Source organism: Winogradskyella sp., from assembly GCF_013213975.1.
Classification (GTDB): Bacteria; Bacteroidota; Bacteroidia; order Flavobacteriales; family Flavobacteriaceae; genus Winogradskyella.
The window spans coordinates 1-15,714 of sequence record NZ_JABSST010000077.1 but is presented as its reverse complement, the minus strand read 5'-3'; the positions used below and the strand labels follow the sequence as shown (position 1 = coordinate 15,714).

Here is a 15,714-nt window from a genome sequence, read left to right as displayed (position 1 = left end):
TAATATTCTATTAGCAATGTATTTATATACTGGCATACCACCCGAAAGTGCACTTTTCCCCAAAATGCGAGATGCTAAAACGACATCATAGACCTCATTCGCTATTAAGTCAGCCATGGCGGGAATCAGTTTGGGATTGTATTGATAGTCGGGATGCAACATAATGACTACATCAGCTCCGAGCTCTATAGCCTTGTCATAACAGCTTTTTTGGTTGGCGCCATAGCCGAGGTTTTTGTCATGCTCATTAATGTGCTTTATACCAATACGTTTGGCAACTTCAACTGTATTGTCATTGCTAAAATCATCGGTAAGCACTACATCGTCGACAATGCTTAATGGAATTTCTCTATACGTTTGCTCTAATGTTTTAGAGGCATTATATGCTGGGAGAATGACGACTATTTTTTTATTATAAAGCATTTAGTCGATAAGGCTTTTGACGTTATTTGATGGTTCTCTTATGCTCTCAACAACTCCGAGCACTTTTAATGGAGATAAGGCATCTACGTCTTTTCTATGGTATAATTTACCCAAAAATGGAAATTCTTCATGGACATGTGTTTCTAGGTGAGCTAGTTTTTGTTTTACCTCTTCTATAGGCATTTGCCATTCCCTGGATATACGCCTAGCTGAAGGCTCCATAAAAGCAATATAAACTAATTCTAATTCTGTATGCAGTTTTTTGTTCGTTAGCGTTTTATCTACCCACTGCGAATCCTGAAATTTTCGAACTTTTTGATTAAAATAGGTTAATGTGTCATCTAGTTTAAAATAGTCTAAATAACCGTTGTAGTTTTGTTGTGGTTTAAAAAGTGGCTGTATACCAACCTCATGACACCAAATGCATTTTGCTGGTGTTCCTGCTCTGGTGAATTTAGGACTAGCAGCATCTTTCAGTAGTCCATTGGTATCGTAGATACCAAATTTTAATAGGCCATTGGGCATGATTTCGGCCGTTTCATATTCTAAAGTATCACGGGTTATAGAGTCTATTTCAATAGACACAAAGGCCTGTTTATGGACTTTTTTTTCAGAGAATAAAATAATACGGTGCACCATAGAGACACTAGAATTATTAACATAACCTTTCGTATCTGAAAACTTGTAATTGTCATTATAATAATTGTAAAACTTAGAAACATCTGTTATGGAATAATAGTGTTTAGGATTGCCAAAGGTCATTGCAATGTATCTACCCAAATCATAACTACTATTTTGTTTGTAGGACTCGGTTTGTTGAAATTGATATTGTAGACGTGCCAATTTTGATTCAGCTTCATCAGAAAACCCTAAGGCCTTTATATCAATAATTATAATAGAATCTTTAGCATTGAATTTTAAAATAGTGGAGTCATTTGCTACTGTAGAGCCCAAGTAAGACAATGCCCATTTTAAACCAGTAATGCTGCGCTCAAAACTATCTTTGGGGTATGCTTTATTCCATTTTAGATTAATAGTATAAGCCTCTTTTTTACTGCAAGATGTAAAAGCAATAAATAGTACAGACATGAATAAATAAACGATATGTTTCATGATTACCGCGATAGTTTCATTAGTGTACCTGCTAGAGTAGATTTTAGCTTGTAGCGCATAATCTTTTTAAAATTCTTACCCTCTTGCTTTTCTTTATGATAGTTAACTTCATTAACCACTTTTCTTACGGCATAATCATAAAACTTACGAGAATAGGTTCTGGCAAAATCTATATCGCGATCTGTTGAGGTTTCCCAATTGGGATGGACGGTAATTTTATCTTCAATTTCGTTATACAAAGAGGTGCCCTTAATAGGATAGGCTACGGTAATTGTAAAATGTGTTGGATTAGCTGCTTTGAGATATGTAATGGTTTGTTTAATATCATTTTCGTCCTCACCAGGATAGCCAAGCATAATAAAAGTGCCGGTTTCGATTCCTAAATTATTAGTTTTTTGAATAGCTGTTTTTACCACATCAACATCCACACGCCTATCCATAGCGTCAATAATTTTTTGAGAACCACTTTCTGCACCAATCCAAATGCGATAACATCCAGCTTCTTTTAATAATTTAAGCACCTTATCATTTAAGCGTTCCGCTCTTGTAATACACTCAAACGGAATAATGGCCTCTTGCTCTATGACTTCTTTATGAAACTGTTTTATCCATTTATGACTCACGGTAAAGACATCATCCACGAACCAAATACTATCAGGCTTATAAGTTGCTTTTAATTGTTTTAATTCATTGGCCACCATGTCTGCTGGTCGCCTTCTGTAACTTTGGCCATATACTGCGGTACTGCACCATTTACAAGTGTAAGGACAACCACGTTGTGTACTTACTGTCATGGAACTCATTCCATGATTGTTCTTCCAAGTCTGTAAATATTTTTCTACTGGAATTGCTGATCGGTTAGGTAGTGGTAATTCCGAAAGGTCTTTCATTTTTAACCGTGGTGATGTTTTTATCAGCTTTTTATCATCTAAATAAGCAATGCCTGCTATATCCTTATAATCACCCCCATCATTCATAATGGCGTTATAAAGCTCTAAAGCGGTTTGTTCACCTTCTCCAATAATTAAAAAGTCAGCACCAGTTTTAAGGTAGTTCTCACAATTGTAAGTAATATCAGGACCACCAAGAATAATTTTAGGGAATCCATATTGTTGATCGCTTTTCAGTATTTTAATTAATGTAATAACGTTAATCTTGGTCATTAAATTAGCATAAATGGCAACCACTTTTGGCTGTTGCTCTTTTATGGTATTGAGCTGTTTTTCTCTAGAATAAAAGGTAGAATCAAAGACACAATTCTCAATATTATGTTCGTTGAGATAAGCAGATATATAGAGTAAGCCAAGAGGAGCATAAGGTTTCATAATCGACTGCTCCTTAACATCTTCATAAATATAATAAGTATGTGTCAATAGAATACTCATTTAGGATGTCTTAGTCAATTCAATTAAAAAGTGATCGGCATATTCAGACCAAAATTCATGCGTTAAAAGATAGTCAATTCCTAAATAAATAGATATAAACAGACGATTGGCAAAAATAGAACTTTCGAGATAAGACGGAGGTATACTCAACCCAATAGGACGTATCTGTTCTGGGATAAAATTTGAGGTAGATGCTGACACAATGGTATCCGGATTATGATACCAGGTATCTACCTTTATACCTTCGACATTTGCCACGATACTGGTGTTAGTGCGTCGACGATTGGCCTTATTTAGTTGACCTTTTAATGTAAAATAAAGGCATTCCCATAAACTCTTTTTTGGCATAATTACCAATATAATTTTGCCTTTGGGTTTTAATAGTTGAGGAGCGGTCTCAAAAAAGTCTTGAATTTGTTGATGTGATAAACAATTAAAACCTCCAAAATTTGAGAAAATAATATCAAATTTTGTTTTAAAAATGGCCCGATCTAGGGTATTAATATCTTGAATTTTAAAGGCTAAGTTTTTAGAATGCGATTTGGCTTTAGCAACATTAATCATGCCCTCCGAAATGTCAGTAGCTAATACATGATGACCTAATTGTGCGAATCGAATGGCATCCTCACCAGTACCACAGTTTAATTCTAAAATGGAAAGCTTCTGCCTTTGGGTTAAAATAGGATTGAGATATTTAAATACCATTTTACGCTGGGCTTTACCAATTTTTGAAAATGTAAAAGCTGTATCGTACTGCGCTGATGCGATGTCAAAATCCTCAGTCATTATTGTGCTGCATGGTTTTTAAAAGTATTTTATCTAAGAATGCTGAAGGCAGATAATACCCTAACAAAGCTAAAGACTTATATTGACGCCTTGACAGCTTAAATGGATTTGCTAAAAAGGATTTTAAGTTACTGTAAGCTTGACTTATACGAAATTCTTTGTGTACGTAACGTTGTAACTTACGGTAAAACTTTGTACTGTATGTACCTTTAAACATCATAGCTAAATCATCAGAATCGATCCAATTGGCCTTTAGTTTAAGATCGTCTTTGACTTTATCATAAAACTTAGTACCAGGCAAAGGGTAAGATACAGATACCCCAATATTGTCTGGGATTAATTCTTTAACCATTGAGATGGTCTTGGCAATATCCTCTTTAGTTTCTCCCAAATATCCGAATTGAATAAAAAATGCTACGCGTATATTTTTTTGCTTTAAGAGTTGTGTAGCTTCATATATCTGTTCTACAGTTGTTTCTTTATCCATAGCATCTAATATGGCTTGAGAACCACTTTCTGCACCGACCCAAACTTCTTCTAACCCACTTTCTGCTAGGGCATCAATAGTATCTTCTTTTAATAATAAATCGACTCGACTCTGGATATAATATTTGATATTTAGATTTTCTTTTTTTAGAGTTTTGTTAAAATGCTGCACCCAGTTTGGCTTAAGCCCAAAAATATCATCACACATCCAAAATCGATTGACATTATAAGTTTTGGACAAATATTTGATATGAGCGGTAATATATTCTGGTGAATGTGAATTATAGCGATTGCCATAAATAGGTTTTGCACACCAATTGCATTTAAAAGGACAGCCTCTGGTCGTTGCTATATTTAGGGTAAATTCTTGACCACTTTCCTTCCAAATTTTGCGGTAAGGTTCAATATCAATAAGATCCCACGCAGGCATTGGTAAGTCATCCAAGTTTCTCAAAACAGAGCGTTTAGGATTTTTTATAATGTTGTTTTGATGTCTATAAACTAATCCTTTAATAGCCGTATAATCTATATTTGCTGTTAAGGCATCTGTCAATTCTTTTAGGGAAATTTCTCCTTCTCCCTGAATAATGAAGTCTGCACCTGCATTGAGATATTTCTCATAGTGGTCTGTAGAATCCGAACTACACACGATGACCTTAGATTGTAAAGACTTTGCAATTTTTATCATTTCAAATGCAGCTTCTCGCATTGTCGTGAGACACATTTTAGTGAGATAATTAAATCCGTCATCATAAATAACAAATAGCCGCGGTTTATACGTTTCTAAATAGGGCTTAATTTTTAAAGGGCTATCCAGAAGATTAGCATCAAAAACACCAACCTTATAGTTGTTATCACGTAAATAGGACGCAGCATATAGTGTGCCTAAGGGAGGATATGGAGTTTTATTGCGCCACTGCTTAGCGTCAAATTTATAATAATATGAATGTGAAAAAACAACATCAAGCATTTTCTAAAACTAGATTAAGATTGTATGCTTTATTTGTAGAATCACAGCGTTCATTTAATCTACAAATTACTTTACTCTGAAAATCTTTTGGGTGATGTTTAGAAACATCATTTGTAGATTTCATTGCTATTTCAAAATCACTTTTCTTGAGATGTTTAAACTTAGATTTCCATTTATTGAGTGTTATTTTCTTAAAATAGAGATCTATTTTTCTGCCAAGCCCATTACTGAACATAAACTCCACAATTTTACTCCAAATCGGTTTCCTTAGAGTATCTAATAAGTATATATCATTTACATTCTTATTTGGATAAATAACATTTGCCCAGACATTACACTTTAAAAATTTATAAAATGTTCTTTTACCATATACAGGAATTAAAGTCTTTAATTCTGTAGCAGTAAATGTGTTCTTTTCTGCGATTTCTAGTCTGTCTGAACTTATAAAATAATTGACACAAAAGTATTTTCGAGAATTAAATAAAAATAATTTTTTATATGCTATTAAGAGTGTTCTGGCTAACCACAAATATTTCGGTTTAGTGATAATAAAGAAGTCAATATCACCATCATTATCATAATAATTCTTAGATAATGCACCTGATATCGAAACAGATTCTATAAACGGAAAAGACATAATGAGTTTTGCTCGCTTTAAGGCTTTGGGCATAATATTCTTTGCCATTTTATTACCTTTTAATCTTCTATCTACCAAGGATTCATCATCAATATCTGAATAAAACTCTCCATACCTAAATATTATTTTTTTACTCTCCAATTCATTCAATTCGCACTCAATATCCTGTATGATTTTGGCGGAAGAAAACGAGTAAATTTCTTCTTTTTTTAGTGGGTACCTAAATATTGAAAAGTAGATAATAACTTTTAAAGCATTCATTGGACTTTAGTGGTAGATTTCTATAAAATTAAACTATATATTAATTAAAATGAAGCACTTGGCTAATAATTAATTCAGACTTTATTAAGAACCTTTTTATATAGAACAAATCTACTTTAAAAACTACTGATAAAAATTCAAAAAAAATGAAAAGTAATATTTCATTGTAAAATCAAAAGCGCAAGTGAATCACCTGCGCTATTATTCTCCTTTCTTCTAAAAATTAGAATAAATTATTTAACCGATTCTTAAACCAACTTTTAGGTTGTGCTTCAGCTTCTTTCTTAGCTTTATTCTCTAAGACTCTATTTTCGTTTGCTTGTACTTTTCTTTTCTTCTTTACTCGAGATAGTACATTATCCACGAAGTTTATAAAGTCATCATTCAAGGCTAATTGCTTTGCTTTTTTAAGGACTTCCTCAGCATCTTCAAACTTAGCTAAGCTTTCAAAAAGTTGCCCTTGAGTTAAAGCAATACCTGCTTTATCTACACCTTTGATAGTATTAGCAAATTCGATAAGCTTTTGCGCTTCTTCATAATCCTCATTATTAATCAATAGTCTGATATAATCTGGATATATCTCTCTAGCTTCAATGTTGCTTGCCAAAGCACTTTCAAAATAAAGCTTAGCCATTTCGTAATCACCTAATTGTTCGTAATGAACTTTTGCCATCAGGTGCAACGCCTTAACATTTTCTGGGTCATAAGCCAAAGCATAGTTCAATGCCTCAACAGCTTTTTTCAATTCCCAAGGGTAAGCTTCAATTGCCCTAAACAAATAAATATTTTGTAAATTATTTTCCATGATATTTTAAATTCAATACGTTAATAATGCTTTAATTACATCGTATAATTGATGCTGTTAAAACTGTTTAAATTTTAATATTCTAAGATTTCTGGAATAAAAAAACCCGAAACAGTTGGTTTGCTTCGGATTCTTATTTGGAAAGTAATTCTACAAATAATACCGAAGCCTCATAAATGACTCGAGGTCATAACTTAAATTCTTAAATGCTATTTGTCTTAGCATGGCTTCTTGTTTTTGTTATTAATAAAAATCAAAATTCGTTAACAAATTCTGCTCCGCAAATATAAAGTAGAATATTTTAAACTTCCAAATAAAATTAATTTTAATGTGTTGATTATCAATTGATTGTGTGGGTTTTTAAGCAATAGAATTCCTGTCCGCATTATGCAGATAGTTGGAGGGTTGCGGCAAGAGTCTGTCTCCCAATTGCTTATTCTTCAGCACCGTTTATTTTAGTTTTTTAAATCTAACACGAAGTGTGTTTTTGACATAAAAAAAGCGTCCAACATTTTGGACGCTTCTATATCTAGGTTTCGATTTTTTAACTAATTCATGCTAAAAAACATAATTAAAAATAGATACATAAGGTCCTCGATCGTTGAAATATTTTAAAACTATTTCTACGATAATCACACTGTGCAATCAGCGAGCCAAGCGTTTTTATGTACTATTGCATTTCTCATTAATGATACAAATATGGTATAATTAGGAGGTAACTTCCAAATATTGAGCCAAATCTGTCTTGTTTTTAATTCAAATTAGATTAATTATGAATAAGCACTGAACCTAACAATTAACTAGAAATTAAGGATATAGTCTTTATTTTTGTAGAAAATCAGAAGTTATGTTATCAAAAACTATAGAAAAAGCATTAAACAAACAAATTAGAATAGAAGCAGAATCGTCTCAAGTATATTTAGCCATGGCTGTTTGGGCTGAGGTTAAGGGTTTGGAAGGGATCTCAAATTTTATGTATGATCAGTCAGATGAAGAGCGCGAGCATATGCTTAAACTCGTAAAGTTTGTGAACGAACGTGGTGGGCACGCTCACATCTCTGAATTGAATGCGCCAAATGTAACATTTAGTTCGTTTCAAGAAATGTTCGAAAAATTATTAGCTCATGAGATATTTGTATCAGAAAGCATCAACGAATTAGTTCATATCTCTCTTCAAGAAAGAGACTACGCCTCTCATAATTTCTTACAGTGGTATGTGGCTGAGCAAATCGAAGAAGAAGCGGTTGCAAGAACAATTTTAGATAAGATTAATATGATTGGCGATGATAAAGGAGGGCTTTATTTATTTGATAGAGATATTCAGCAATTAGCTGTGGTATCTGCCGCAGACACTCCTGCTGAATAAGTCAATTAACAATTTAAAATACGATAAAGCTGGTACATTTGCTGTGCCAGTTTTTTTTATGGTTAAAATGTTAAAATTTATTTAGAATAAATTAAAATAGTTATTTTTGCCCCGGTTTTTTTATGGGGAAAAAAAAGAAAAATAAAAAGTTGAAAGAAGAACGTATAAAAGTTCTTGAAACGAATGGACATGACGCCTTAGGTAAGGTAAAATCTAAATGTTGCAAAAAATATAAAAAAGCCGAAAGTAAGCGTTGTAAAAAGTGCCCATGCTTTGATCTCCTTAAAAAAGTGGCTTAATCTTTATGCCATCTCTATAATATTTCTTATATTAAGGTGACTTAGCACATCATGACCCATACTTTTAAAGAATTTTCAACAAAAGCACTGTTTAAGCTTGGTAATTCTCAATGCCTTAGTGCATACGCTCAAGCAAGACAAGTAGGCCTTTATACATTTATATGGGCTAGCTCAAATCCTATTGACCTAATTATAGATAGTGTTCCATTTATTCTTGGACCTAACTGTATATTGGCTCTTACCCCAATTCAGTATATTGAATATTTAAATGGCGACGATGCCATATTATATCAATTTAATCGTGAATTTTATTGTATAAGAGAGCATGATAAAGAGTTAAGCTGCGCTGGGATGTTATTTTTTGGTAACACTAATATTCCAAAGATTTCTTTAAATAATCAAGAGTTGCAAAAGTTTAAAACACTTCATGAGGTTTTTCTTGACGAATTAAATACTAAAGATAACATTCAAGGGGAAATGCTTCGTATGCTCATGGCTAGATTTATTATTAAATGCACAAGACTTTTAAAGAATCAAGAGGGATTTATCGAAACTCCTAAAAGTTCTAAATTAGATTTATTACGATCCTTCAATCTTTTAGTAGAAGAACACTTTAAAGATGAGCATGGCGTTGCCTTTTATGCAGACAAACTACTTAAGTCTCCAAAAACCTTATCTAATAATTTTGCAAAACTTAGTAGAAGTCCTCTTCAGATAATACATCAACGTATTATATTAGAAGCAAAACGATTACTCACGTATTCTAACATGAGTACAAAAGAGATTGCTTTTGAAGTTGGTTTTGAAGATGCTTCTCATTTAAGCCGTTTATTTAAAAAACATACCAAACTTTCTCCTTCTGAGTTTAAAAAGGGGCTTAAAGCAGTTAGTTAGAAAATACCGATAAATTTAAGGACAAATTTTTCATTTCTTAGCACTTAATTTCGTTTCATGTTTGGATTATAACAATAGAATAAGAAAAGATGCAATTTAAGTCAAAATCAAAATTCCCTCTAACTCAACTATTGATAAAAAGACCTAAAGGCCTATGAAATATCTTGGTTCCATAAATCTATAACAAACACACATATATTTACGATTTTTATTATAATTCATAGAAGCTTTATGTCCACAAGTAATGAAAAACCGCTACGTTTAAAGCATTACTTATCATTGGAATGAAGACCGTTATTCACCAACTTTGTGCTATCAAAATATTCAAAGAAACTGGAAGAATATGCTGAGAAATATTTTCGCTCTAAAAGCTAGAATTATGAATACGTTTAATGTATCATCCAACGAAGTGGTTAGTCAAAATATCCAAGCTATACTCAATAACGTAAATTAAGCTTTAGGTTTTATTCCCAATATTTATGTTACCTGTGCACATAGTGATTTAGCCTCAGAGAACTACTTAAATTTTACTAATAAAAAAGCAGTTACTCTGGATATAACTCGTGTAATAGTCGCATTTAGAGTCGTTTTGCGCAATTATTTAAATCAGGATATACAAGGGTAAGGCTCATTGGTGTCATAAATTTAGTTGGAGATAAGACCAATTCTAATTATATCCGCAGCACCACAAAGGTTACTAGGACCTTCCTAGTAGCACAACCATTAGAACTAAAACGCATGTAATAAGAAAAGCACGGGCTTAGGGACCCGTGCTCATTCTAGCATAGTTATAGCAATAATAGTCGTCCCAAACTAACTCGCTTATAAAACTAGATGTGACTTAGCACTATTAACTAGTAATATTAAATTAATATATATCAGCCATTTAAACAAATTTTAGACATTAAAATCATGAAAAGTTAATTTATGCAATTGCTTAACCCTTTTTAAGACAAGCAAGAGGACTTACATTTATACCGTCTCAAATAATAACGCTAACCAAGTAGGATTGATTATAATAGAAACTGAAAAAGATGGGTCTGATGCTAATAAGCTTATCAAAAAATTCGATGTCTCAACTAATTAAAAATGCTAAAACAACATCTTAAAAAACCATAACCCTTACAAAAGAACCTACAAATATTATAGTCCTTTTAATCATATTCTACCATCACATGAATTGCAAAATACGTGCATTTTTTATTAAAGAGTAAGCCGTAATCCCTTGCGGTATCAACACTTTATATTTAATTGAATCTCATTCAATAATTTCAACCCACTACACATTTGTATAGTGGATTCTTAGTGATATATGAGCATTTTTAGCTAAAAAAATCTTATTTTTAAGGCTCAAAAAATGTCTATGAAAAAAAATACACTAACAATGAAAAATTTTATTAGGGCTATAGCTTGCCTAGTATTTGTTTTAGCTGGGATGAATACGTTTGCTCAAGAAGAAATAGAGTTCGTTCGTAAATCTAAAATATTAACAACACCAACCTGTACTTTGTATGCCGCTGACTTTCATGTCCATAATTCTGTATTTCAAAATCCTGAACTAAGAAACAAAATGTTAGCTAATAATGCCTGCAGCACCTTTATTGTAAATTACTCTGGATTTACACCAGAAGCGGAAGCAGCATTTCAATATGCTGTTGATATTTGGGCTAATTCTATTGAATCGTCTCAACCTATTACCATTAGTGCGAGCTTTCAGCCTTTAGCTCCAGGTGTTTTAGGACAAGCAGGTCCTGTAAGTGTTCACACATCCAATGCACCAGATGCAGTACCGAATGTTTTTTATCCAAAAGCCTTAGCTGAAAAGTTAGAAGACGCACAAATAAATCCAGACCCTTTTGGCGGTTCAGTAGATATAACTGTTACCCTCAGTAGTAATTTTAATTTTTATTTTGGAACAGATGCCATGCCACCAGGTGGACAGTTTGATTTTGTTTCAATAGTGTTACACGAAGTAGCACATGGTTTGGGATTTGGAACAAGTTTTAGAAATACAAACGGTATTACTGGATCAATTAGAGAACCAAATAATAATATCCCTACTGTGTATGATTTATTTATAGAAAATGGAGCTGGTCAATCCTTATTAGACACAAATTTTTTCGCTGATCCATCGACAGCATTACACGTACAGTTAACAGGTGGTGATTTATTTAATAATAGTCCTCTTAGTATAAACCAAAATGGGGGAGTAATTCCTGAGGTGTATGCACCGCCAACGTTTCAAGGTGGTTCTAGTTACGCACACTGGGATTCAAGTACTATACCTGTTGGAAATATAAATTCTTTAATGAGACCAAGTGTTGGATCTGGTATTGCTATTCATGATCCAGGACCAATTACCTTAGGTGTTTTTGAAGATATGGGATGGTCTATATGTGGAGGTTCTCTTAGCATTGAAGAATTAAATGCGGAAAGTGTTGAAATAGGGCCTAATCCATTTATGTTCGCTATTTCAATTAAATTAAAAGTTGGTGGTAATGATGACTACACGATTGATTTATTTGATGTAGATGGTCGACTAGTTCTTAACGACACCGTAACTGCAGATGATGGTTTAATTATAATTAGTAGCGATTTATATAGTCTAGAAAGTGCTATGTATTTTATCAGAATAACAAATAAATTTTCTGGCAATAGTGTGACAAAAAAAATTATTAAAGGATAAACTCAAATAACCAAAGAAAAAGAGCCTTCTTTTTAGAAGGCTCTTTCTATGTTCTGCAAAATAGTGCTACTTCCCTAACATGAGTAATTCATTACACACCACTTCAGTAGTGTAACGTTTCATGCCATCTTTATCTTCCCAAGAACGCGTTGTCAATTTTCCTTCAATAGCTACTTCTTTTCCTTTACCTACAAACTTCTCTACAATTTGAGCTGTTTTTCCCCAAGCAACGATATTGTGCCAATAGGTGTTCTCTACTTTTTCACCTTGGGCATTTTTGTAACTCTCGTTGGTAGCAATTGAAAACTTTGCCAAAGTTTTACCGCTTTCAAGATTAATAATTTCTGGATCATTTCCTAAATGTCCAATCAACTGTACTTTGTTTTTAAGTGCGTTCATAATTTTAATTTTTATGGCCTACCGTTTATAGCAGACAGGTTAAACAGTTAATACTATCGAGTTCTTATGTTTCGACATGGCAAAGATGTAACAAGTCACAAATTTTATTCGGTTATTACCTGTTTAATTTCATTTGTAAATGTTTGTTGTCGTTTGTAAATGAATAAAGCCGCTTTGTTATTGAGATACTACTCGAACTCTATTATTGACATATGATAATTGAAATCCAATACCAGTTCCTTAACTTAGAGTCATAATTAGTTTTGCAAAAAAATAAGATTATTTTAATGCCATCAAAAGCTTCTTTTTAGAAAGCGCTTTTTTAGTTATAATTCAAAAATATCTATCATATAATAGTACTTTTAATAACAGTTAAATACTCAATTTTTTGTTATGAATACACCTAGAGTTATAATCTTCCTCACATGGTGTTTACTTTTTAGCTGTGATCACCCAAAACTGTGGAATTAAAAAAGCATGATAAAACTTTCTATTTGTTATCCCAATGAAGATGATAAATCTTTTGATATGCACTGCTACTCCACCAGACATGTGCCAATGGCTCAAACTCTATTTGGAGAGAACCTCGTTGCCATGTCCATAGATAAGGGATTGACTAGAAGCAATGCAGAACTGCCTACCATTTATACTACAATTGGGTGCTTCTATTTTAAAAACATTCCTACAATTCAAAATGCCATGTAAACGCATTCAGAAAAACGTAAAGTAGATGTTCCAAACTATACAGACATACAACCAACCATCCAGATGAATGAGGAGCCAACCTTTCAATATAATTTTAAATGAAAAATCAACTACAAATAGCACTTATTCCATTGAAATATAAGTTAGTTACAGGAAGTATTCTCCTTTCATTTTTTCTGATAATATCTTGCGATAGACCAGTCTGTGAAAGTGATAATGACATATTCAATACTTATGACCCTAATACTAAAATCTATAAAGATGAATTGGTAAAACAACTTAAACTTGTAGACAATGATCAACTCAGGTATTGGCTAAAGTCTTATGACGACAATGATGGAATAGAATCAATTTATTTCTACATACAAGGAGATAACCTCTGTGCTATCCTACATTTAACCATGATACATTGGGATAAATTAGAACGTGTTAGAGAAAAAAAAGGGGGTGACCGTAGAGGTGCAGAATTTACCAAACTAACATTTGATATTTATCAGGATTCCTTAAAAACCGAATTTATTTATAAAAACTATGATAGCCTTATAGATTAATTAGAAGTAAAAAGCACCTCTTAAGGGAAGTGCTTTTAGTTAGCTATTAATTTTAAGGGATTAAAGGGATTAGATAAGATTCCCCTTATAAATCTTAACAGGCCAAAAATATGAAATTCCTAGCACTTTTGCCCAATACTCATAAACCTTTGTAATCTAATATTTTGTACTTTGCTTTTAGAAAGAAAAGGTATGCAAAGACAATGTCCGGAATGTGGTGATAAAATCATCGGTAGAATTGATAAAAAATTCTGTAGTGATGGTTGTAGAAATTCCCATAATAACCGAATCAATAAGGACTCAAAAAATCTTATAAGAAACACCAATAACCGTTTACGTAAAAATTACAGAATTCTCGAAGCGCTTAACCCAAATAAAAAGACTAAATGCTCTCGCGCGAGATTGATAGAAAAAGGGTTTGACTTTAACTATTTTACAAGTATTTATACAACAAAAGCAGGCGCCATCTATTATTTTATTTACGATCAAGGCTATTTACCACTAGATGGTGATTATTATGCTATTGTAAAGCGTGATGACTAACCTTTGGTTGTACTATTCCAATTCTGACCCTTAAGCTGGAGTGCTGCTTTAAGAATATCCTTTTGACTTATCTGTCCAACTAGTTTACCATTTTCTATAATTGGGAAACGTCTAATTTTAGACTGTAAGAATTTATTAGCAGCATCAAAAACATCCATATTACCATCAATAGTTTCAACATTTGTTGCCATACGTTTTTCAACATTATCATGCTCTAATGGCATGTTGTAATACCGACTGTCACTCAATTGCTTTAAACAATCCCCTTCGGATATAATACCTACCAGTTCATTACGATCATTTACTACTGGACCACCAGATATTTTATACTTAATGAGAGATTCTACAACTTCTTGTACGGACTGTTCAGGTTTAAACGTTATGAGATTGGTTGTCATGTAGTCTTTAACCTTTAATGCTATTGGTTGTGCAACATTTTGTTGTTGCTTTCTAGAGCCTTGAAAACTTTTTATTCCCATAACGATATGATTTAGTATTTACTTAAAGTTACTGAAAATTAATTGTTTAGCAAAATAGCAAGCTGTCACAGTGCTTTATCCGTATTTTTACAAAGACTAAATTACAAGGTTTTGCAGACTCAAATAAGCATTATTGGCTGTGGATGGCTAGGATTTCCATTAGCAACTCACCTCATTAGTAAAGGCTATAAAATAAAAGGCTCGACCACATCACCTGAAAAAATAAAAACTCTAAAAGAGGCTGGAATTAAAGCCTATGAAGTTTGTTTGAATAAGTCTCAAATTCATGGTGATTATAATGCCTTTTTAGATGGAAGTGATACAATTATCATTAATATTCCTCCTGGTCTTAGAAAAAATCCTTCTAAGAATCATTTAAATGAAATGAAGCATTTGGTGAAGGCTATTAATCGACACAACATCAAAAATGTGCTGTACACAAGTTCCACATCAATTTTTAAAGATGAAGCTCACTTTCCTGAAATAACAAGTAAAACGATCCCTAATTCAGACACAAATAACTCCAAACAACTCATAGCTATTGAAAATTTACTCAAAGCGCAAGAATCCTTTAATACTACCATACTAAGGTTTAGCGGATTAATAGATTCTCATCGTCATCCTGGAAAATTTTTAGCTGGTAAGAAGAATATATCAAATCCTGATGCTCCAATTAATTTAATTCACAAACACGATTGTATTGCTATTATGACTAAAATAGTAGATGCCAAGCATTGGAACATAACTCTAAACGCTTCATTTCCAATGCATCCAACAAAAAAGACCTATTATACAACATATAGCAAAACGCACAACTTACCACTACCAATTTTTAATTCGAGCGAAAAAAGTTTGGGGAAAATTATTAAATCAGACGATTTGGTACAGCTTTTGAATTACTCCCTCGAACACGGGCTTTAGAAATT

General features: G+C 32.7%; 16 protein-coding genes. 7 read left to right on the top strand and 9 right to left on the bottom strand.

Annotated elements, in window-relative coordinates; all coding sequences use genetic code 11:
• From HRU49_RS11825 to HRU49_RS11795, 7 genes are all read right to left on the bottom strand, one after another.
• Positions 1-423 (bottom strand): glycosyltransferase family 2 protein (locus HRU49_RS11825; RefSeq protein WP_296357414.1); only part of this gene is annotated, 423 nt, incomplete at its 3' end.
• A complete protein-coding gene (locus tag HRU49_RS11820; RefSeq protein WP_296357411.1) occupies positions 424-1,536 on the bottom strand; it encodes a hypothetical protein in 1,113 nt (370 codons plus the stop codon).
• A gap of 2 nt (positions 1,537-1,538) precedes the next feature.
• Positions 1,539-2,921, bottom strand: a complete 1,383-nt coding sequence (locus HRU49_RS11815) for a radical SAM protein (RefSeq protein ID WP_296357408.1) — start codon at positions 2,919-2,921, stop codon at positions 1,539-1,541.
• The gene (locus HRU49_RS11810) at positions 2,922-3,707 is read right to left on the bottom strand and encodes a class I SAM-dependent methyltransferase (RefSeq protein WP_296357407.1); all 786 of its coding nucleotides are present in this window, start codon (positions 3,705-3,707) and stop codon (positions 2,922-2,924) included. It abuts the gene before it with no gap.
• Positions 3,700-5,163 (bottom strand): radical SAM protein, encoded by a 1,464-nt coding sequence (locus HRU49_RS11805; RefSeq protein WP_296357404.1) that lies wholly within the window; start codon positions 5,161-5,163, stop codon positions 3,700-3,702. Before HRU49_RS11805 ends, HRU49_RS11810 begins: the two co-directional genes overlap by 8 nt.
• A complete protein-coding gene (locus HRU49_RS11800) occupies positions 5,156-6,061 on the bottom strand; it encodes a nucleotidyltransferase domain-containing protein (RefSeq protein WP_296357402.1) in 906 nt (301 codons plus the stop codon). The genes HRU49_RS11805 and HRU49_RS11800 overlap by 8 nt, the downstream gene beginning before the upstream one ends.
• Before the next feature lie 223 nt (positions 6,062-6,284).
• A complete protein-coding gene (locus tag HRU49_RS11795) occupies positions 6,285-6,866 on the bottom strand; it encodes a hypothetical protein (protein ID WP_296357400.1) in 582 nt (193 codons plus the stop codon).
• Positions 6,867-7,713: 847 nt separating this feature from the next.
• On the opposite strand from HRU49_RS11795, the gene HRU49_RS11790 reads away from it, so the two are divergent.
• From HRU49_RS11790 to HRU49_RS11780, 3 genes are all read left to right on the top strand, one after another.
• Positions 7,714-8,232 (top strand): ferritin, encoded by a 519-nt coding sequence (locus HRU49_RS11790; protein ID WP_296357398.1) that lies wholly within the window; start codon positions 7,714-7,716, stop codon positions 8,230-8,232.
• A 350-nt stretch (positions 8,233-8,582) separates the two neighbouring features.
• Positions 8,583-9,425 carry a helix-turn-helix domain-containing protein gene (locus HRU49_RS11785; protein WP_296357396.1) on the top strand — a complete coding sequence of 281 codons (843 nt, stop codon included), beginning with the start codon at positions 8,583-8,585 and terminating at the stop codon, positions 9,423-9,425.
• A 1,363-nt stretch (positions 9,426-10,788) separates the two neighbouring features.
• Entirely contained in the window at positions 10,789-12,111 is a 1,323-nt protein-coding gene (locus HRU49_RS11780) for a T9SS type A sorting domain-containing protein (RefSeq protein WP_296357394.1), read from the top strand.
• A gap of 66 nt (positions 12,112-12,177) precedes the next feature.
• Here the strand turns inward: HRU49_RS11780 and ssb are convergent, their stop codons facing one another.
• The gene (ssb, locus tag HRU49_RS11775) at positions 12,178-12,510 is read right to left on the bottom strand and encodes a single-stranded DNA-binding protein (protein ID WP_296357392.1); all 333 of its coding nucleotides are present in this window, start codon (positions 12,508-12,510) and stop codon (positions 12,178-12,180) included.
• A gap of 477 nt (positions 12,511-12,987) precedes the next feature.
• On the opposite strand from ssb, the gene HRU49_RS11770 reads away from it, so the two are divergent.
• The 3 genes from HRU49_RS11770 to HRU49_RS11760 all read left to right on the top strand — a co-directional run bounded on the left by HRU49_RS11770 (position 12,988) and on the right by HRU49_RS11760 (position 14,309).
• Positions 12,988-13,215 (top strand): EthD family reductase, encoded by a 228-nt coding sequence (locus HRU49_RS11770; RefSeq protein WP_296357390.1) that lies wholly within the window; start codon positions 12,988-12,990, stop codon positions 13,213-13,215.
• 98 nt (positions 13,216-13,313) lie between these two features.
• Entirely contained in the window at positions 13,314-13,766 is a 453-nt protein-coding gene (locus HRU49_RS11765; protein WP_296357389.1) for a hypothetical protein, read from the top strand.
• A 192-nt stretch (positions 13,767-13,958) separates the two neighbouring features.
• Positions 13,959-14,309 (top strand): hypothetical protein, encoded by a 351-nt coding sequence (locus HRU49_RS11760; protein WP_296357387.1) that lies wholly within the window; start codon positions 13,959-13,961, stop codon positions 14,307-14,309.
• Here the strand turns inward: HRU49_RS11760 and HRU49_RS11755 are convergent.
• Entirely contained in the window at positions 14,306-14,788 is a 483-nt protein-coding gene (locus HRU49_RS11755; RefSeq protein WP_296357385.1) for a CBS domain-containing protein, read from the bottom strand. The two genes, HRU49_RS11760 and HRU49_RS11755, sit on opposite strands and share 4 nt — an antisense overlap.
• A gap of 111 nt (positions 14,789-14,899) precedes the next feature.
• Between HRU49_RS11755 and HRU49_RS11750 the strand changes: the two genes are divergently transcribed.
• Positions 14,900-15,709, top strand: a complete 810-nt coding sequence (locus HRU49_RS11750) for an NAD(P)H-binding protein (RefSeq protein WP_296357383.1) — start codon at positions 14,900-14,902, stop codon at positions 15,707-15,709.
• Positions 15,710-15,714 lie beyond the last annotated feature (5 nt).